Genomic DNA, 19,171 nt, shown 5'->3' on the forward strand with positions numbered 1-19,171 from the left:
CCGGGCCGAGCCCCGAGCGTGCTTCACGGCTTCGCGGGCTAGTCTGGTGGGATGCGCGAACCCATTTTGTTTCCATTGGATCTGCCCGAGCTTTCCGTTGAATTGGGAGGCGGGACTATCCGCCGCACGGTGCACCCCAGTGGGCTGCGAATCCTCACCGAGCACATGCCGGCGGCGCGCTCGGTCACCATCGGATTCTGGATCGGTGTTGGATCGCGCGACGAACAGGCCGAGCGCAATGATGCCCCGGGGAGCCTCGGATCCACTCACTTCCTCGAGCACCTGCTGTTCAAGGGCACGCCCTCCAACGACGCCTATGAGATCGCCACGAGCTTCGATCGCATCGGGGCCGAGCACAACGCGCTCACCGCGAAGGAATACACCTGCTACTACGCAAAGGTGCGCGACGCCGACTTCGAGCACGCGGTGGGATCCCTCGCCGATATGGTGACGAACTCGCTGCTCGACCCCGCGGAGTTTGAGAACGAGCGCGGCGTGATCCTCGAAGAACTCGCGATGGCCGCCGACGACCTCGGTGACGTTGCCAGCGAACGGTTCTTTGAAGAGGTACTGCACGACCACCCGCTGGGGCGCCCCATCGGTGGCACGCCCGACACAATCCGGGCAGCGAACCGCGACGACGTGGATCACCACTACCGCGACCGCTACGACCCCTCGACGCTCGTCATCACGGCCGCGGGAGCGGTGGATCACGACCGCCTCGTGGAGCTCGTGTTGGAGGCGCTCAACGCCTCACACGAGGAGCGGTGGCACACGGGCACCTCCCGTGCCCCCGAGCGCCGTGGCCGCGCGACCGCGGCAGCTGCGGTGCCGGAGGAGGCACCGAAGCTCGTGAAGGTCGAGCGCCCGAGCGAACAGATCAACCTGCTGCTCGGAACCCGTGGCTTTGTCGCAGGCGACCCGCGCCGCTTCGCCTTCGGCATGATGAACTCGGTGCTCGGCGGCGGGATGTCGAGCAGGCTCTTCCAGGAGATCCGTGAGAAGCGCGGACTCGCGTACACGACCTACTCCTTCGGCGCGAGCTATTCAGACGCAGGCCTGTTCGGCATCTACGCCGGGAGTGCGCCTGAGAAGACGGCCCAGGTCATCGAGCTGAGCAAGCAAGAGCTCGCGCGGATCGCTGCAGACGGCATCACCGAAGAAGAGTTCGAGCGCTCACTCGGGCAGATCGCGGGCTCCTCGGCGCTCGCACTCGAAGACACCGAGACCCGCATGGGCCGGCTCGCCCGCGCCGAGCTCGGCTCGGGAGAACTCTACGACCTCGATACCTCGCTCGACCGCTTCGCGGCCGTGACCGCAGACGAGATCAAGGCCGTCGCAACCCACTTCGCGAACGCGCCACTCACCATCGTCGCCGTCGGCGACACCAGCAAGTCCGGGCTCTAGCCCGGCGCGCCAGTACAGCTGAATCGTCGGGATCCTGCGGCCCTCGTACTTCGACTGAATCGCGGTGATGAGCTGCTTCGTGTCGTCGGTGAGCGCGTAGTGCTCCTCCTGCGAGCGACGACGCGTGATGAGCATGCCGACGTCGACACCCTTCGCGACGATCTCACCGGGGCCCGAGCTGCGGAACCAGAATGCGTCGCCCGGCTCGGAGATCTCTTGCCAATCGATGTCGGGGGAGACGAACTCGAGGGATCCACCCGCGCCGACCCGGTAGCGGCCCGTACGCGGGGCCACGACCGTGCGCTCCGTCTGCGGCCGCGCGTGCTGGATCACCAGCGTGCTCCACGTCTGGCCTTCGAGCGCGCGCGCCCGCTCTGCCTGGATCTCGGCGATGTCGAGCGTGAAATCAGCTCCCGAGTACTCGAGCACGTGGTACGCGAACAGCGGCAGCGTCGACGCCGGATCCCCGCCGCCGGGTGCCGAGGAGAAGCCCTGCAGGTTCGAGTGGGAAGACGAGCCCGTGATGCGCGGGTTCAGCTCACCAAGGTAGACCTCGCCGGTGTCGGTGTCGACGAGCAGGTCGATCCCGAGCGTGCCGCGGTAGCCCTCCTGCGCGAGCCGATCGCTGAAGCGCTGCACGAGACTGATGGCCCGTTGCCTCGTCTCCTCTGAAATGAGCGACGGATACAACTCGCTTCCCGCCCAGCCACCCTTGTACTGGGTGAGCTCGGGATGCCCCGTGATCTCGCGTAGCACCGGGCCCACAATTGTGCCGGAGCGGGTAATCACCGCGTCAGCTGCGAACGACAGGTGGTTGATGCGCCGCATGATCTTGATCGTCGGTGCCGCGGAGCCCGATCCCGAGATCTCGCCCGCCACGCGGTCGAAGTCTGCCTGTGAGGAGATGAAGAAGGTCGTGCGGCCGGAGTCGCCGTAGGGGAGCTGGACCACCAGATCCTCACCCAGTTGCGCGGCCTGCGCCTGCGCGCGCAGATCTTCCCAGCCGCTCGCCGTCGTGAGCACGTTCGGCACGCTCTGCGCCCCGGCATCGTTGCCGATCTGTGTCGTGACGATCTTAGAGTCGAGGTGCTCCCGAAGTTTCACCTGCGGCATGATGAGCTCGTATCCGAGGTCCTGACACAGCCGCTGCGTGGCCTCGTCAAACATCGCAATGACGACCTGCGGAGTGTAGCCTGCGGGCGTGTTCTTGCGAATATAGGCCTGCACCTGCTCGTTCCCGAGGAGCCAATTCACGACGTTGACGTTGCCGCGTGGCTCGAGCTTCGGGACGTTGCTCGGCGCGAAGGAACGCGGGTTTCGCCCGTCCCAACTGTCACTCAGCGTGATGTAGCGGAAGCCGCCCACTGCCCGATCGACACCGAGCAGGTTCGTCGCGCTGCGACTGATGTAGAAGATCGGTTGCGGGGACTCGGCAAGGTACTTCTTGACCTCATCGAGCGTGCGGAGCGTCGCCGTCGGCGGCTGGGCAGCAGTCATAATTCGAGGGTACCGCAGGCGTGCCTCGCTAGACTCGAAACATGAGTGCGAGTGTTGCGAGTGTTGCGGTGGCCGGGGCATCCGGACGACTGGGCGGGCTAATCTGCGAGGTGGTCGGGGCGCACCCGCTGTTTGAGCTCTCTGAGCGAGTGGGCAGCCGGAGCGCGTCCGACGCGGGGGCGGACGCAGATATCTTCGTCGACGTGACCACTCCCGAGGCGTCGCCAGCGATCGTCGAGCGAGCGATCGGCCGCGGTCAACGCGTGCTTATCGGCACGAGTGGCTGGTCAGCGGATCGACTTGAGGCGCTCGAGCGCCTCGTCGAGGCCACCCCGGGGGCCGCTGCGATCGTCGTGCCGAACTTTTCACTCGGATCGGTGCTGGGAACCGCGCTTGCCCAGCTTGCCGCTCCGTATTTCTCGTCGATCGAAGTGATCGAGACCCACCACGCGGCGAAGATTGACTCGCCTTCCGGCACTGCGGTGCGCACCGCAGAGCTCATGGCGGCTGCTCGCGCGGCCGCGGGGAAGCCGCCCGTCGACTCGCCGTTCGCCGAGCAGCCGGCGCGGGGCGAACTCGTTGCGGGTATTCCCGTGCACAGCCTCCGCATGAGTGGGCCCGTCGCGCTGCAGGAGGTTCGCCTCGGCGGGCCAGGTGAGCTGCTCAGTATCCACCACGACACCTTTTCAAACGAGGCGTATGTCGCGGGGATCCGCGCGGCGCTGCAGGCGCTTCGGGAGGCCGAAGGGCTCACCGTCGGGCTTGACCGGGTGCTCGGAGTAGGGGTGCAGGCATGAGCGCGCGCGTGCGAGCCATCATTGGCGTCACCCTCATGAGCCTGTTGCTCGTGCTCTACTTCGTCTTCGCCGGGATGCGGGCCTTCGCGCTGCTGCGCTCGAGTGAGCCCATCGCAATCGTGATGGGTGTCGCCCTCATCGTGTTGCCGCTGCTCGGCGTGTGGGCCCTCATCCGGGAAATCATGTTTGGGTTGCGATCCACCCAGCTTGTTGATGAACTGGGAGAGCGTGGACTCCATCCCGAAGAACTCGTCGCCCTCGACGTGACCGACCGGAGCGAGCTTCGCGAAGCAGCAGACGCCATATTTCCGCAGTACAAAGCAGCCGCTGAAGCGGAACCGCAGAGTTGGGAAGCCTTTCTGCGTCTGGGGTTGGTCTACGACGCCGCAAACGACAGGAAGCGCGCCAGAAGTGCGATTCGGCAAGCGATTTCTCTAAAACACAACTAAAATCGTGTCGGTTTCGTGAAAAATTAGGGCATATCGTTTGTGTCGGCTTAGAATTCTTCGCAGACCACAGTCACCGCCCCACGAAGGTAGGAACTGCTGACATCCGATGGAGGACGATACAACGCGATGAGTAAATACGACCTCGGCGACGCCGATCCGGCAACCCGAACGCTTGATTCCGTATCAGGAATCAGTAAGAAGGGCCTCGAGTCCGGCACCGTTGGAGTGATGGGTGCGCTCGTCATTGGACTGTCGGTCTGTGCTCCCGCGTACACGCTCACCTCGGCCATTGGCCCCGCAGCGAGCGAGGTCGGGTACCAGACGCCCGCGATCTTCCTCATGGGCTTCCTGCCGATGCTGCTCGTCGCAATCGGTTACCGCGCGCTCAACGCCGCGATGCCAGACTCCGGCACCTCGTTCACGTGGGCAACCCGCGCCTTCGGTCCGTGGGTCGGTTGGATGGCCGGCTGGGGCCTCATCGCCGCAACGGTGCTCGTGCTGTCCAACCTCGCAGGCATCGCAGTGGAATTCTTGTTCCAGTCGATTGCGATCCTGGCGGACAACCCCGAGATCGCCCTGCTCTCTGACAACAAGTTCATCAACATTCTGGTGTGCCTGGGGTTCATGGCGATCGCGACCTTCATTTCGTACCGTGGAATGACGTCGACCAAGATCTTCCAGTACATCACCGTCTTCTTCCAGGTCGCGGTCATGCTCTGGTTCGCCATCGCAATGTTCGTTGGCGCAGCCGATCCCGCGAACACCGAGGGCCGCATGCCCGAGCTCTCGTGGTTCAACCCGCTCGAGGTCTCAAGCTTTAGCGCATTCGCCGCAGGCATCGCCGTCTCGATCTTCGTGTACTGGGGCTGGGACACCGTGCTCACCATGGGCGAAGAGACGAAGAAGTCGAAGGGCCGCGTCTCGACCGAGGGCAAGGCTGCGATGATCCTCGTGCTGTTCCTCGTCGTCATGTACGTCGGCACCGCTGCCGCGACCGTCGCCTACGCCGGAATCGGCGACGGGCCCACGGGGCTCGGCAACTCGGATATCGCCGAGAACGTCTTCGCTGCGCTGGCGCACCCGGTGATGGGCCCCTTCGCAATCTTCCTGTCGTTCGCGATCCTCGTCTCGGCGATGGCCTCGATCAACTCGACCGCGATCTCACCAGCTCGTACGCTCCTCGCAATGTCGCACTACGGTGCGATCCCCGCCTCGATCAAGAAGATCCACCCGAAGTACAAGTCGCCCTACGTGGCACTCTTCCTCTCCTCGATCGTTGCCTCGGTGTTCTACGCGATCATGCGTTTCATCAGCGAGGACGTGCTCTGGGACACCATCACCGCGCTCGGCATGATGGTCTGCTTCTACTACGGCATCACGGCGCTTGCGAGCACCTGGTACTTCCGCAAGCAGGCACCGCGCGAGGGCATTGGATCGGTGATCACCAAGGTGATCCTGCCAGGGCTCGGCGGACTGCTCCTGCTCGTCGTCTTCATCCAGACGACAATTGACAGCCTCGACCCCGCAGCCGGATCCGGCAGCAGCATCGCCGGCATCGGACTCGTCGGGCTGATCGGCCTCGTGGTGCTCGGCCTCGGCGTGGTGCTCATGCTCGTGCAGTCGCGCTTCTCACCGCGCTTCTTCAAGGGCCAGGTGCTCGGCACTACTGACGCGACGCAGGACACCTCCGCCCTCGAACTTTTCGACGACGGGCTGAACGGATAGCGTTCCTTCCGATCGCGCACGAGAGTGTGCGTCACTGAGCCCGCCCGAGAGTTCTCGGGCGGGCTCAGCGCGTGTGGGGGACTGTCGGTTCGGGGCCTCGCGATCCTAAGCCGTGCCACACCGCACCTCACCGCACCGCACCGCACCGCACCGCACCGTGCCGTGCCTGCGCAAGCGGTCCGCCTCCGCCATCCTCACTGCCCCGATTAATTCGGTCCGACTCTTGCGTGGGCTGAAAACGGGTCGGAATAGAAAACTCGGGGGCATCAGGGTGCGGGTGTGGGATCACCCTGTCGGAGCGTTGGTATCTCGAGTGCCTGTCCGAGAAGGGCTGCCGCGTGCGCTTCGCGCGCTTGCCGTTCAGAGCTGCTGGCCCAGGCCCTGGAGGCGACCCGTCGAGATCTCGGTCAGCGTATTGATGGTGTTCCGGGTGAGCGTGGCGGACGCCTCGATCCCCTCCGCGACGGAACACGGTTTCCCTGCGGCACCGAACGGGGGCACGCCCCGAACGGTGCTGATTCGCCTCCTTTGAGCCGCTGCCGAGGTACGATTGCGTCATGACTGCAGCAGCGATTCCGACACCCTACGAAGATCTGCTCAGGGAAGTCCTCGAGCACGGCACCCCGAAATCTGACAGGACAGGCACGGGCACCCGCAGCCTGTTTGGCAAGCAGCTTCGCTTTGACCTCTCGGAGTCGTTTCCGCTGATCACCACGAAGCGAGTCCACTTCAAATCAGTGGCGATCGAGCTGCTGTGGTTTCTCCGAGGCGAGAGCAACATCGGCTTCCTCACAGACAACGGCGTGAGCATCTGGGACGAGTGGGCCGACGAGTCGGGGGATCTCGGCCCCGTCTACGGCGTGCAGTGGCGCTCCTGGCCAACGCCCGATGGTACGAGCATCGACCAGATTTCAGAGGTCATCGAGCAGATCCGCACGAACCCAGACTCACGTCGCCTCATCGTCTCCGCGTGGAACGTCGCAGACATCCCCGACATGGCGCTCGCGCCGTGCCACGCCTTCTTCCAGTTCTATGTTGCAGACGGGAAGCTCTCGTGCCAGCTCTATCAGCGCTCGGCTGACATGTTCCTCGGGGTGCCCTTCAACATTGCGTCTTACGCGCTCCTCACGCTGATGATCGCGAAGCAGACAGGCCTGGAGCCCGGCGAGTTCGTGTGGACCGGCGGCGACTGCCATATCTACGACAACCACGTTGAGCAGGTGACGACCCAGCTCGGGCGCGAACCGTTCCCGTACCCGCAGCTGAAGCTCGCCGAACGCGACTCGATTCTCGAGTACGAGTACGAAGACTTCGAGGTCGTAGGCTACGAACACCACCCGGGCATCAAGGCCCCGGTGGCGGTGTGACGATGATCGGTATGATCTGGGCGCAGGCCCGTGATGGCGCGATCGGTCGCGACGGGCAGATGCCGTGGCATCTCCCGGAAGACCTCGCGTACTTCAAGCAGGTCACCCTGGGGGCTCCGGTCATCATGGGTCGGCGCACGTGGGAGTCCCTTCCAGAGCGCTTCCGGCCGCTTCCGGGCCGGGAGAACTTCGTCGTGACGCGAGACCCCGCCTACGTTGCGACGGGCGCAACGCTGGTGGATTCGCTCGAAGCCGCTCTGCTGCAGCTGGGCGATAGCACCGGGTGGGTCATGGGTGGGGGAGAGCTGTACCGCGCTGCAATGCAGCGTGCCGACGTGCTGTATGTCACCCGTATCGACCTCGATGTCGCGGGTGCCGACACCTTCGCTCCGGAGATCGGACCCGAGTGGAGACTGAGCGACCCGGGCGAACCGCTCGTCGCCGCGAACGGCACCGGCTACCGCTTTGAGCGTTACGAACGCACCGATTCCTAGGTCGTCGGAACCTCGCCGGGTTGAGCGTACGCGGGGAGGCAGCGCGAGGAACGCCCCGCATCAGATACGCTAGTGAGGTGGCAAACGTAGAGAATCCTTTCGGGCAGGTGCTCGTCGCTCTCATCACCCCCTTCGACTCCGAAGGCGAGGTTGATTGGGCTGCGACTGAACAGCACATCGAAGACTGCATTGTGAGTGGGGCCGACGGCATAGTCGTCACCGGCACCACTGGCGAGACGTCGACCCTCACCGACCCCGAAAAGCTCAAACTTGTCGAGGTCGCCAAGTCTGTCAGCAGCGGCCGCGCAAAGATCATCACGGGCGGCGGCTCCAACGAGACCGCGCACGCCATCGAGATGTACAAGGCCAGCGAGAAGGCCGGAGCAGACGGTGTGATGATCGTCACGCCGTACTACAACAAGCCGACCCAGGCTGGCCTCCTCACGCACTTCCGGATGGTTGCTGACGCGACCGATCTCCCCGTGATCCTCTACGACATTCCCGGCCGCGCCGGAGTGCCGATCAAGTACGAGACGATCCTCCGCCTCGCGAAGCACCCGAACATCCTCGCCGTGAAGGACGCCAAGGGCGACTTCAGCGAGGTCAGCCGTGTGCTCAACCAGACCGACCTCATGTACTTCTCGGGCGACGACCCGAACGTGCTGCCGCACCTCTCCATCGGGGCGACAGGGCTCATCGGCGTGACCGCGAACATCGCAGCGGCCCCGTACCGCGCGATGATCGACGCGGTGAACGCCGGCGATCTGCAGACCGCACGCGCCGCACACCAGCAGCTTGAGCCGCTCGTTCGCGCAGCAATGACTCACGTTCCCGGCACTGTCGCGGTAAAGTACATCCTGCACGGCCTCGGCCGTATCTCGAGCCCCCGCGTTCGGCTCCCGCTCGTCGGGCCCGAAGAGTGGGAAGCAGCGCTCATTGAAGACGACCTCGCGCTCGTTCGCGACCTGCCAGGCGTCGACCTTTCAAACTTCAGGCCGGACCGCAACGCGGCTGCCGGCGGTGCCCTGCCCAAGATTGCAGGCACCACCCGCTAATAACAGGAGGCCCAGTGCCCAACGCTCCATACGCTCCGCCCAAGCTTCAAAAGGGCACGCTTCGCATTACGCCACTCGGCGGCCTCGGAGAGGTCGGCCGCAACATGACCGTCTACGAGATCGACGGCAAGTTGCTTGTGGTTGATTGTGGTGTGCTTTTCCCGGAGGAGCACCAGCCCGGTGTCGACCTGATTCTTCCCGACATCACGCTGATTGAGGATCGTCTCCAGGACATCGTCGCCGTCGTGCTCACGCACGGCCACGAGGATCACATCGGTGGCGTTCCGTACCTGCTCAAGCGCCGCGAGGATATCCCTCTCGTCGGCTCAAAGCTCACCCTCGCGTTCATCGAGGCGAAGCTGAAGGAGCACCGGATCAAGCCGAAGACTCACCTGGTCGCCGAAGACGACCGCGTGAAGTTTGGGCCGTTCGACCTCGAGTTCATCGCGGTGAACCACTCGATCCCCGACGCGCTTGCGGTTGCGATCCGCACCGACGCCGGCATGGTGATCGGCACGGGCGACTTCAAGATGGACCAGCTTCCGCTCGATGGCCGCATCACCGACCTGCGCGCATTCGCCAGGCTCGGCGAAGAGGGCGTTGACCTCTTCATGACTGACTCGACGAACGCCGAGGTCCCCGGCTTCACCGCACTCGAGAAGGACATCGGTCCCGTGCTAGAGCGCGTCATCGAGAAGTCGACCGGCAAGGTCGTCGTCGCGAGCTTCTCGAGCCACGTGCACCGCGTCCAGCAGGTGCTTGACGCTGCCTCGAAGAATGGTCGCCGAGTCGTGCTGCTCGGCCGCTCGATGGTCCGCAACATGAAGATTGCCTCCGACCTCGGGTTCTTGAACGTGCCAGAAGGCGTGATCGTTGACCTCAAGAAGAGCGGCGATATCCCCGACAACCGGATCGTGTACATGTCGACCGGTTCGCAGGGTGAGCCGATGGCGGTGCTCAGCCGCATGGTGAACAAGGAGCACCAGGTCGAGGTGGGGGAGGGCGACACCGTCATCCTCGCGTCGAGCCTGATTCCCGGCAACGAGAACTCGGTGTACCGCATCATCAACGGCCTCATGAAGCTTGGCGCAAACGTCGTGCACAAGGGCAACGCGAACGTCCACGTCTCCGGGCACGCCTCGGCAGGCGAGCTCATGTACTGCTACAACATCGTCCGTCCGAAGAACGTCATGCCGATCCACGGCGAGTACCGCCACCTCATCGCGAACGCAAGCGTTGCGATCGAGACCGGTGTGCCGCAGAACCGCACGATCATCGCCGAGAACGGCACGGTTGTGGATCTCCGCGACGGCGTCGCCCGCGAGGTCGGCCAGCTGAAGATCGACTTCATCTATGTCGACGGCAAGAGCGTTGGCAAGGTGACGGACGACGATCTCCGCGACCGCCGCACGCTCGCTGAAGAGGGATTCATCTCGGTCATTACTGTCGTGGAGACCACGCTCGGCCAGATCGTCTCTGGCCCCGAGATTCACGCGAAGGGCGTCGCTGAGGCCGATCACGTCTTCGAGAAGATCAAGCCACAGGTCGCCGACGCGATCGAGAAGGCGATGAAGGAGGGCGTGACCGATTCGCACGCACTTCAGCAGGTCGTCCGCCGCACGGTCGGTCGGTGGGTTGGAACGAAGCTGCGCCGCAAGGCGATGATCGTTCCTGTCGTGGTCGTGGTTTAACCTTGGCGCAGCTTCGCTTCGCAACAGCAGAAGAGATTGGCCGCTGGGACGAGCTCGTTGAGCTCGCTCCCGGCGGTGGCGAGATCTGGCAGAGCAGCGTCTACGCGGAGGTGAAGCGCCACCAGCGCTACACGCCACGCTTTATCGTCGGCGAGGGATTCCCTGCCACGCTCGTGCTCGAGAAGCGCATTCCGCTGCTCGGTAAGTTTTGGTATGTGCCAGGCGGACCTGACGTGTCGGTGGACGCGCAGGGCACGCCCATGAGCGCAACGGAGTATGTTGCCCGGGGCAAGCTGCTCGCCGACTTCGCGAGTGCTGAGGGTGTCTTCCTGCTGAAGGTTGAGCCGCGCTTGCTCGCGAGCGACGAGGCCTTTGCGACGCTCGCGACCGCCGGCTACAAGCCGGGAGCACATGTGCTGCCGCATGTCTCGACGATCGTGCTCGATATTTCGGGTGACGAGGACGCGATTATGGCCGGGTTCTCGGCGAGCACTCGCACGAAGATCCGGAAAGCGGATCGTGAGGGCTTCGACGTGCGCCGCGTCGAGGCGACTGAGGAGAACTGCCAGATCATGTTCGAACTGCTCTCCGGCACCGCCGAGGAGAAGTTCGAACTGCGGCCGTACGAGTACTTCCGTGACTTCTGGCAGCAGTTCCAGGCGGCCGGCCACGGCCAGCTCGTGCTCGGCTACGACGGCGACGTGCCCGTCGCCGGCATGTTCGCGACGCATCTCGGGCTGACGAGCGGCTACAAGGACGGCGCGAGTGCGAAGGCGAAGCTCCCGACGGGCGCGATGTATCGCATGCAGCTCGAACTTATCCGCTGGGGCAAGGAGCAGGGCGCGACCCGCCATGACCTCATCGGCACGCCGCCGAGCAACAAGCTCGACGACAAATCACACAGGCTGTTCGGAGTCGGGCAGTATAAGCTGCGGCTCTCAAAAGACGTGACCGATTTTGTGGGTACCCTCGATCTCGCGTTGCGACCGCGAAAAGTGATGCTGTGGAACACGGTGGGAGATCGGATCGCCCGTCGCCATACGCTCGCCATACGCAAGGACGTGTTCTACTAATGGCTTCAGCCCTCCAGCGTGCGAGCGCGATCATGGCGTCGGGCACCATGGTGTCGCGGATCCTCGGATTCGTGAAGACCGCGCTGCTGGGCATTGCGATCGGCCAGCTGTCGCGCTCGGCCGACGCGTTCGCGAACGGGAATATCCTCCCCAACACGCTGTACATGCTGCTTGCGGGCGGCATGCTCAACGCGATCCTCGTTCCGCAGATCGTGAAATCGGTGCAGCACGCCGACGGGGGCAAGGCGTACCTCAACAAGGTGCTCACGCTGGTGTCGGTCGCGCTGTTCGCGGTCACGGCGCTCGCGATGCTGGGTGCCCCCTGGATTCTGCAGTGGCTGACGCCCGGTTGGCCAGAGTCGCAGCGGGTTCTCGCGATCGCGTTCGCGTACTGGTGCATCCCGCAGATCATGTTCTACGGCTGGTACACAGTGCTGGGCGAGGCGCTCAACGCCAAGAACGTCTTCGGGCCGTTCACCTGGGCTCCGGCGATAGCGAACGTCGTCGCGATTGCCGGCATCGTCGTCTACATTGTGCTCTTTGGAACGAGCAATAACCCGCCCATCGAGAACTGGACCCCGCTGTCGATCGGCATTCTCGGCGGCAGCGCGACGCTCGGGATCGCGGCGCAGGCCCTGATCCTCATCGTGCCGTGGCGCAAGGCTGGGCTGTCGTTCCGACCGGACTTCAAGTGGCGGGGAGTGGGGCTCAAGCAGACCGGCAAGACCGCGTTCTGGGCGCTGCTCACCGCAACGCTCATGACGATCGGCGGGCTCGTCGCGACCCCGATTATGAATATGGCCTCGGGGGCAGGGCCAGCAACCGCGGCGCTGCAGAACATCTGGTTGGTGTTCATGCTGCCGCACTCGGTGATCGCGGTCTCCCTCGTCACCGCGTATTTCACTCGCCTGTCCGAGCTCGGCCAGACAGGCAACATGCCGGAGTTCCGCGAGGCCTATGTGTCGGCCGCGAAACAGGTGACGATGCTCATGCTGTTTGCCGCGACGCTGATGTTTATGGCCGCGCCGTTTGTCACGCGTGTGCTGTGGCCGACGGGGACCGACGAAGGAATCGAGGCGATGGCCCTCGTGATGCGCGTGTACTCGATCGGCCTGGCCTCGTACAGTCTGATGTTCACGACCCAGCGCGCATTCTTCGCGCTCTCGGATGCGCGCACCCCCTTCCTCTTCATCACCGCACAGCTCATTGCCCTGATCGGCGGGCTGCTCATCGCGGTGAACTTCGTCGAGGCCGCGCACATCGGCGTCACCTACGCCGCAATCTGGACGGCGTCGACGATCGGGCAGTCCTTGCTCGCGCTCTGGATGCTCAGGCGGCGGCTCGGCCGGATCGGCGGGCGCGGACTGCTCGCCGGGGTGGTGCGCTACGTGCTCGCCGCGATCCCCACCCTGATCGTTGGCATGCTGCTCTACGGGCTCGCTACGAGCTGGGCTCCTGACTATGGGATCGTGCTTGCCGTGGTGTTCGCGCTCGCGATTTCGCTGGTGATGGCGCTCGTCTATCTCGCGATGCTCGCGCTGCTGCGCGTCCCTGAGGTCCAGGGCATTGTTCGTCGGGTTGTGCGTCGGTAACGGGTGCGACGCCTGCCGGCCAGATTTCGGCTAGAAACCTTTCAAGTACTACTGGTAAGTTACGGGGCATGGTTGTTTCCGCCAGACCGGTTGCAGCACCGACGCGAAAAGGGAGCGAGACTTCACGATGACGAGTAAGCCACAGTCACGACTGCGCCGGAAGGCGGGGCTCACACTCGGGATAGCGGCAGTTGCCGTCATGCTCGTGAGCGGCGTTGGGCTCGGGCCGGTGTCGCCAGCCTCTGCGATCGTCTCCGATCTGCCCACGTGGCAGGACGTCGAGAAAGCGAAGCAGAACGAGGCCGCAGCTGCAGGCAAGGTCAAGGAGATCAAGGAACTCCTGGTCAAGGTGCAGCAGGAGGTCGACCGGACCCGCGCGGAATCAGAAGCCGCCGCCATGAAGTTCGACCAGGCCGCGAGCCAGCTTCGTGACGCGCAAGCGCGCATGGAGACTCTCGACACGCAGGCCGAGGCGAGTGAGGCCGAGGCCACGCAAGCATCAGAGCAGGCCGCGGCGCTTGTGTCTCAGATCTATCGTTCGGGCGGGGTGGATCGCAACCTCAGCCTGTTCCTCGAGTCCGACGGCAGCACGGCAGACGCGCTGCTCGATCGCCTCGCCCAAACTGAGAAGGCGACCGAGCGCAACACGACGATCTGGCAGAACGCAGAGCGCGCGATGAACTCCGCGAAGACCCTCAGCGAGCAGGCGGATTCCGCGCGCGCTGAGCGCGATCAGCTTGCGCAGGAAGCCGACGAGAACCGGGCGCGCGCAGCGGAGATCGCCAATGGCGTCCGTGAGAAGCAGCTTGAGCAGGAAGCGCAGCAGAAGCAGCTGCAGCAGCAGCTTGAAGCGCTGGAAGACAAGACCACCAACACGACCAAGGGGTACCAGGAGCGCCTGGTCCTCGAGGAAGAAGAGCGCAAGCGTATCGAAGCCGAGCGCCTTGAAGCAGAGCGCAAGTGGCTTGAAGCGGAGCAAGCGCGTCTCGAGGCTGAGCGCAGGGCTGCCGAGGAAGCCGCCAATGGCGGTGGCGGCAGCCCAGGCCCGAACCCGGGCCCCGGGACCGGGGGCGGTCCTGGTCCTGGACCGGGCCCCGGCACAGGCCCCGGGACCGGGGGCGGCACGACCTCCGGCTGGACGCGCCCGCTCTCCGGAGGTTACTGGATCTCCACCCTCTGGTGGGGCTACTACGGCCACACTGGCATTGACCTCGCAGTCAGCCAGGGCACCCCGATCTACGCGGCTGCCGCCGGAACCGTCTCGTTCTCGGGTTGGGCCGGCGGCTGGGGATACGGCAACATGGCGAGCATCGACCACGGTAACGGTGAGTCGACCCTCTACGCGCACATGCAGTACACCCCCTCGGTCGCGGCTGGCCAGTGGGTGGGAGCCGGCGCGACGATCGGTTATGTCGGCAGCACCGGAAACTCGACCGGTCCGCACCTGCACTTCGAGACTCTCGTTGGGGGAGTCCCGCAGGATCCCACGCCGTTTATGGGTGCTCGAGGCGTCTGGTTCTAGCAGCCGCTGAGGCACCACGGCGAGCGGCCTGGCATCAGCGAGTCTGAGGCCACGCCGCCGCCCGTGCGCCCATTGTCAGCGGTGCCTTGTACCGTATTCACATGGCCAAGAACGCTTCTTCGCGCGCGGGCTCTGCTCGATCCTCCAAATCGCAGGGCACCGGTGCGAAGGGTGCCCAAACGCGCGGCACCTCGGGCAAGGCGACGACTCGTACGTCTGCAACGACCAAGGTGCTGATGGTGGAAGACGAGCGCGAGGGGTTCATCGTGCGCGCATGGCAGGGCCTCTCGCATGCCGTCGGCGCTGGTGCACGGGCCTTCCGCTCTGAGCCGCTTGAGCCCGAGGCGCGGCGTGACGGTTTTCCGATGCTGCTCCTGCTGCTCGCGCTCATTGGCGCGATTATCGAGTGGTTCCTCATCGGCAACTCGGTTGCGGCGCAGCTCGACACCTGGACATTCGGAGCGCTCTTTGGCCGCATTGCCTTCGGGCTGCCCATCATCATGGCAGGCTTCGCGCTCTGGCTGTTTAACAACCCGTCGACGGTAAACGACAATCGCAGAATTGCCATCGGGCTGTTCATTGCCCTTGCCAGCGCCTCGGGGCTTTCGCACGTACTCGGAGGGGCACCGAAGCCCCGCGACGGCATGCCTGGCCTCGCCGAGGCCGGCGGTCTGCTCGGTTGGCTTATCGGTGCACCCCTGAACCTCGCGACCGTCTGGGTCGCAGTGCCCGTGCTCAGCATCCTGCTCGCGTTCTCGCTGCTCATCATCACGAAGACGCCCCCGAGCAAGATCGCGCACCGCATGCGCGAGGGCTACGCGTACCTGTTCGGGGCTCCCGCGCCGGAGCCGCGTGAAAAGGCGCAGCCGGTGGAGAAGCCTGCGGCCTCTGAGAAGCCCGGCGAGCTCTTCGACCACTCCGACGAGGCGAGCGGCTCGCTGCCGTGGTGGCGGCGAAACGCGACCGGGCGTGAAGAAGATCCCGACTACCTACCTGACCCCTCGGCTATCGAAGAGGTGCTGTCGCAGGGCGAAGAAGCCAAGGCAGGGGCATTCGAGACCGCGCTCGCGGCTGAGGAGCCCACGGACGTCTTCGACTCGGACCTCTTCGCAGGCCTTGACGGCCTCGAGGGGGTTGAGCAGGCCGCTGCCGGTGCTCGCCGCGGCTCCGGTCTCGGCGACGACTCCTTCGACAGCTTCGCCGACGAGCCTGCTGAAGATGCCGCGCCCGCATCCCAAGACCGCGAATTTAGTGTTGCCCCGCCGCATATGCCCGTGGCGCAGGCAGATTACGCGCTGCCCGAGCAGATGCTGCTCTCGGCTGGGCCCGCACCGAAGACCCACAGTGAGGCCAACGAGCAGATCATGGCCGCGGTTGCCCGCGTCTTTGAAGAGTTCAAGGTCGATGCGGTTGTCACCGGGTTCTCGCGCGGGCCGACGGTCACCCAGTACGAGGTAGAGCTCGGCCCGGGTGTGAAGGTCGAGAAGGTCACCGCGCTTTCGCGTAACCTCTCGTACGCCGTCGCCTCGAACGAGGTTCGTATTCTTTCGCCGATCCCAGGCAAAAGTGCGATCGGTATTGAGATCCCGAACAAGGACCGTGAGAATGTGGCGCTCGGCGATGTGCTGCGCTCGGCGAAGGCGCAGCGCAACACGCACCCGATGACCATCGGTGTCGGAAAAGACGTCAAGGGCGAGTTTGTGCTCGCCAACCTCGCGAAGATGCCCCACCTGCTCGTGGCGGGCGCGACGGGTTCGGGTAAGTCGAGCTTTATTAACTCGATGATCACGAGCCTGCTCATGCGCGCAACGCCGGCCGAGGTGCGCATGGTGCTGGTCGACCCGAAGCGCGTAGAGCTCACGGTCTACCAGGGCGTCCCGCACCTCATCACGCCCATCATCACCGCCCCGAAGAAGGCGGCGGAGGCGCTGCAGTGGGTCGTCAAAGAGATGGACATGCGCTACGACGACCTCGCGTCGTTTGGCTACCGCCACATCGACGACTTCAACGCGGCTGTCCGCGACGGATCGATCGTGCTTCCCGAGGGGAGCCAGCGCCAGCTGAAGCCGTACCCGTACCTGCTTGTCGTCGTCGACGAGCTCGCCGACCTCATGCTCGTTGCGCCGCGCGACGTCGAGGACTCGATCCAGCGCATCACTCAGCTCGCGCGCGCCGCGGGTATTCACCTGGTGCTCGCGACGCAGCGGCCCTCGGTGAACGTGGTGACCGGCGTGATCAAGTCCAACGTGCCGAGCCGCTACGCCTTCGCCGTCGCCTCGGGAACCGACTCAAGAGTCATCCTCGACGAGGTGGGTGCTGAACGCCTCATCGGGCAGGGCGACGGTCTGCTGCTGCTGAACGGTGAGTCGAGCCCCATCCGCGTTCAAGGTGCCTGGGTAGACGAAGGAGAGATCGCTCGAGTCGTGAAGCACGTCAAGGAGCAGGCGACACCCGAGTACCGCCCCGACGTTGCCCAGGTCGCGGAGAAGAAAGAGATCGACGCCGACATCGGTGACGACCTCGAGGTGCTCGTTGCGGCCATCGAGCTCGTCGTCACGTCGCAGTTCGGCTCGACGTCGATGCTGCAGCGCAAGCTCCGCGTCGGCTTCGCGAAGGCTGGCAGGCTCATGGACCTGATGGAGTCACGCGACATCGTCGGGCCCTCAGAAGGCTCGAAGGCGCGCGACGTGCTCGTCGCCCCCGAACAGCTGGCTGAGGTGCTGAACCGCATCCAGGGCGGCGGGGGATCCCCAGCCGCGTTCGGGCAGCAACCGGGAGGCGGTCAGCCCACGCAGGCTCCGTCCGCTGCACCCGGTGCGCCCGCTGCGCCGGTCGCGACCGTCGAGCCGTCCTATCAGGCTGCCGCGCAGGGTGTCCCGCACCAGTCCGCCCCTGCGCAGGGCGGCCCCTCGCAGTCGGCCTCCGAGGCCCACACCGACGTCTTGCTGCCTGCTGGCGGCGAGCACGGATTCGGTGCTGGTGCGGGTGCTGGTTTCGGAGCTGACGACCGCTACGACGACCCGCTCGCGCGCCGCGAGGCGGCTGCCCCCGAGGCCTACGACTACGGCGACAGCGACGACGACGAGGGCTCTGAGGACGCCTGGCAGCTCACGGGCCGCGACTAGCGCCTGGCTGCGCCACCCCGCCACCCCGCCGGCAAGTCCTGGTCAGTTTGCGCCACTGAGACCCCGAAACCCCCGAGCCGTGTGGCGCTCACTGACCACGAGTTGGCTGCCGGATTTCTGCTTCGCCGCCGCGGCTCTGCTGCCGCAGCAGTGCAGACCGTCCGCGCGCTGCCAGCCAACCACACCGCACGCACGCCGAATCCTCCCGCGGCGAAAGGCGGGTTCAGCGATCGATGTGGGACTTCACCAGCCAGAGTGTATCCTCGGCCAACTCCAAGCGGAACTCGTGGGTTTCGCTGTTGGAAGCAGCAGCCGCCACCGTGACACGCGCTGCGGTGGCAAGGTTTCCGGAGGCCTCATCTAACACCTCGATGGAGAAGCGGTCTACCGGCAGCTGCCCAAGGTCTAGAGATTCTCCACCCGGAAGAGTGAAAGCTGCGAAAGCCTGCGTTGCTCCGGAGAAATCTGCTCCGAGCGTGTCGAGAGCTTCTCTGCGGAGGGCTCCAAGTTTGACAGAAAGCTCATACCCGGATGACTGACCGCGCAGCACCAGCGAGTGTTTCCGAGCGCCCCAGCCGAGTGCCGGACGTGTCTCACGGACGTCGTACCCGAAGAGCGATAGTTCATCGCCGTCGATGGCGACTCTGATCGCACTCATGCGTTCAATGTCTTCACCGGATTGCGCCAAGCTTGACAGCCAACCTGGATAAGGCGGATTGTGTCCCCCCGTCAATGTCGCCTCGAAATACCTCCTTGGGGTGCCCCCTCCGGCGAGTGCTGCGAGTGCGCCAGCAAAAGCGAGGAAGAGCTTGCGATAGCCGCCAGCGACGTTCGATGAAACATAGTGCGTCTTGTAGCGAACGACGGCAGCCGCAGTCGGCTCAACAACTGCTGCATCGGAGAGAAGGAATGTGGCGTGGTTGCGCAGTTCTTGTCTATTGCTGACCTCGAGGAGCAAGCGAGCCGCAATGTTTTCGGTGCTTAAGGTCCCCGGGAATGGAACTGCTGAGAATTCTTTTGGACCTGCCACAAAGACTGCCGAACTCCCGGGGAACCTCTTCCAGAGTGCGGACGCAAGCTCCCAGCTGCCTGGCATCCCTATGATAAGGGTCTGGTCTGCAGCTACTCCGAGCCTCCCGATGACACTGTTGAGATGTCCAGCCTGGGCCGGCTCGAGAACGTGGTCGATGGCTACGATCCACCCCATCGTGGCGTCGAACAGCTCCGTGCTCGTTGCCATTGGGAGTCCGACCACCACCAGAGCAGAGGAGAGCGCGAATCTCGGGGTTCGAACGCGCACTTCATCTATGGACAGCCACTCTTCATTTGCGAAGCGCTGGCCAGAGATATCGCAATCCATGAAGCTAGGGTCGAAAG

General features: G+C 64.6%; 13 protein-coding genes. 12 read left to right on the top strand and 1 reads right to left on the bottom strand.

Annotation, left to right across the window (positions count from 1 at the left end; genetic code table 11):
• Positions 1–51 precede the first annotated feature (51 nt).
• The 12 genes from ACI1US_RS00485 to ACI1US_RS00540 all read left to right on the top strand — a co-directional run bounded on the left by ACI1US_RS00485 (position 52) and on the right by ACI1US_RS00540 (position 17,794).
• Positions 52–1,407, top strand: coding sequence for a M16 family metallopeptidase (locus tag ACI1US_RS00485; protein ID WP_416549760.1), 1,356 nt, complete (start codon positions 52–54; stop codon positions 1,405–1,407).
• 1,538 nt (positions 1,408–2,945) lie between these two features.
• A complete protein-coding gene (dapB, locus tag ACI1US_RS00490; RefSeq protein WP_461637264.1) occupies positions 2,946–3,701 on the top strand; it encodes a 4-hydroxy-tetrahydrodipicolinate reductase in 756 nt (251 codons plus the stop codon).
• Complete coding sequence (locus tag ACI1US_RS00495) at positions 3,698–4,150, top strand: hypothetical protein (protein WP_461637266.1); 453 nt, start codon at positions 3,698–3,700, stop codon at positions 4,148–4,150. The genes dapB and ACI1US_RS00495 overlap by 4 nt, the downstream gene beginning before the upstream one ends.
• A 126-nt stretch (positions 4,151–4,276) precedes the next feature.
• On the top strand, positions 4,277–5,875 hold the full coding sequence (locus ACI1US_RS00500) for an APC family permease (protein WP_416549759.1): 1,599 nt from the start codon (positions 4,277–4,279) through the stop codon (positions 5,873–5,875).
• Between the two features lie 557 nt (positions 5,876–6,432).
• Positions 6,433–7,242, top strand: a complete 810-nt coding sequence (locus tag ACI1US_RS00505) for a thymidylate synthase (RefSeq protein WP_461637268.1) — start codon at positions 6,433–6,435, stop codon at positions 7,240–7,242.
• A 2-nt stretch (positions 7,243–7,244) separates the two neighbouring features.
• The gene (locus ACI1US_RS00510; protein ID WP_461637428.1) at positions 7,245–7,736 is read left to right on the top strand and encodes a dihydrofolate reductase; all 492 of its coding nucleotides are present in this window, start codon (positions 7,245–7,247) and stop codon (positions 7,734–7,736) included.
• Between the two features lie 77 nt (positions 7,737–7,813).
• Positions 7,814–8,791: a 4-hydroxy-tetrahydrodipicolinate synthase gene (dapA, locus tag ACI1US_RS00515; RefSeq protein ID WP_059058737.1), complete on the top strand. Its 978-nt coding sequence runs from the start codon at positions 7,814–7,816 to the stop codon at positions 8,789–8,791.
• Positions 8,792–8,805: 14 nt separating this feature from the next.
• The gene (locus ACI1US_RS00520) at positions 8,806–10,482 is read left to right on the top strand and encodes a ribonuclease J (RefSeq protein ID WP_416549757.1); all 1,677 of its coding nucleotides are present in this window, start codon (positions 8,806–8,808) and stop codon (positions 10,480–10,482) included.
• 2 nt (positions 10,483–10,484) lie between these two features.
• Positions 10,485–11,555: a lipid II:glycine glycyltransferase FemX gene (locus tag ACI1US_RS00525; RefSeq protein WP_461637271.1), complete on the top strand. Its 1,071-nt coding sequence runs from the start codon at positions 10,485–10,487 to the stop codon at positions 11,553–11,555.
• Positions 11,555–13,147: a murein biosynthesis integral membrane protein MurJ gene (murJ, locus tag ACI1US_RS00530; protein ID WP_461637273.1), complete on the top strand. Its 1,593-nt coding sequence runs from the start codon at positions 11,555–11,557 to the stop codon at positions 13,145–13,147. The genes ACI1US_RS00525 and murJ overlap by 1 nt, the downstream gene beginning before the upstream one ends.
• A 127-nt stretch (positions 13,148–13,274) precedes the next feature.
• Positions 13,275–14,669 carry a peptidoglycan DD-metalloendopeptidase family protein gene (locus tag ACI1US_RS00535; RefSeq protein ID WP_461637275.1) on the top strand — a complete coding sequence of 465 codons (1,395 nt, stop codon included), beginning with the start codon at positions 13,275–13,277 and terminating at the stop codon, positions 14,667–14,669.
• Between the two features lie 101 nt (positions 14,670–14,770).
• Positions 14,771–17,794, top strand: coding sequence for an FtsK/SpoIIIE family DNA translocase (locus ACI1US_RS00540; RefSeq protein WP_461637277.1), 3,024 nt, complete (start codon positions 14,771–14,773; stop codon positions 17,792–17,794).
• A 223-nt stretch (positions 17,795–18,017) separates the two neighbouring features.
• On the opposite strand, the gene ACI1US_RS00545 is transcribed toward ACI1US_RS00540, so the two are convergent.
• On the bottom strand, positions 18,018–19,154 hold the full coding sequence (locus tag ACI1US_RS00545; protein ID WP_461637279.1) for a hypothetical protein: 1,137 nt from the start codon (positions 19,152–19,154) through the stop codon (positions 18,018–18,020).
• Positions 19,155–19,171 lie beyond the last annotated feature (17 nt).

The organism is Leucobacter sp. BZR 635 (genome assembly GCF_048061935.2).
Lineage (GTDB): Bacteria > Actinomycetota > Actinomycetes > Actinomycetales > Microbacteriaceae > Leucobacter.

Coding starts and splice junctions, on each gene's coding strand:
- ACI1US_RS00485 (WP_416549760.1), top strand. CDS start 52: ATGCGCGAACCCATTTTGTTTCCATTGGATCTGCCCGAGCTTTCCGTT.
- dapB (WP_461637264.1), top strand. CDS start 2,946: ATGAGTGCGAGTGTTGCGAGTGTTGCGGTGGCCGGGGCATCCGGACGA.
- ACI1US_RS00495 (WP_461637266.1), top strand. CDS start 3,698: ATGAGCGCGCGCGTGCGAGCCATCATTGGCGTCACCCTCATGAGCCTG.
- ACI1US_RS00500 (WP_416549759.1), top strand. CDS start 4,277: ATGAGTAAATACGACCTCGGCGACGCCGATCCGGCAACCCGAACGCTT.
- ACI1US_RS00505 (WP_461637268.1), top strand. CDS start 6,433: ATGACTGCAGCAGCGATTCCGACACCCTACGAAGATCTGCTCAGGGAA.
- ACI1US_RS00510 (WP_461637428.1), top strand. CDS start 7,245: ATGATCGGTATGATCTGGGCGCAGGCCCGTGATGGCGCGATCGGTCGC.
- murJ (WP_461637273.1), top strand. CDS start 11,555: ATGGCTTCAGCCCTCCAGCGTGCGAGCGCGATCATGGCGTCGGGCACC.
- ACI1US_RS00535 (WP_461637275.1), top strand. CDS start 13,275: ATGACGAGTAAGCCACAGTCACGACTGCGCCGGAAGGCGGGGCTCACA.
- ACI1US_RS00540 (WP_461637277.1), top strand. CDS start 14,771: ATGGCCAAGAACGCTTCTTCGCGCGCGGGCTCTGCTCGATCCTCCAAA.
- ACI1US_RS00545 (WP_461637279.1), bottom strand. CDS start 19,154: ATGGATTGCGATATCTCTGGCCAGCGCTTCGCAAATGAAGAGTGGCTG.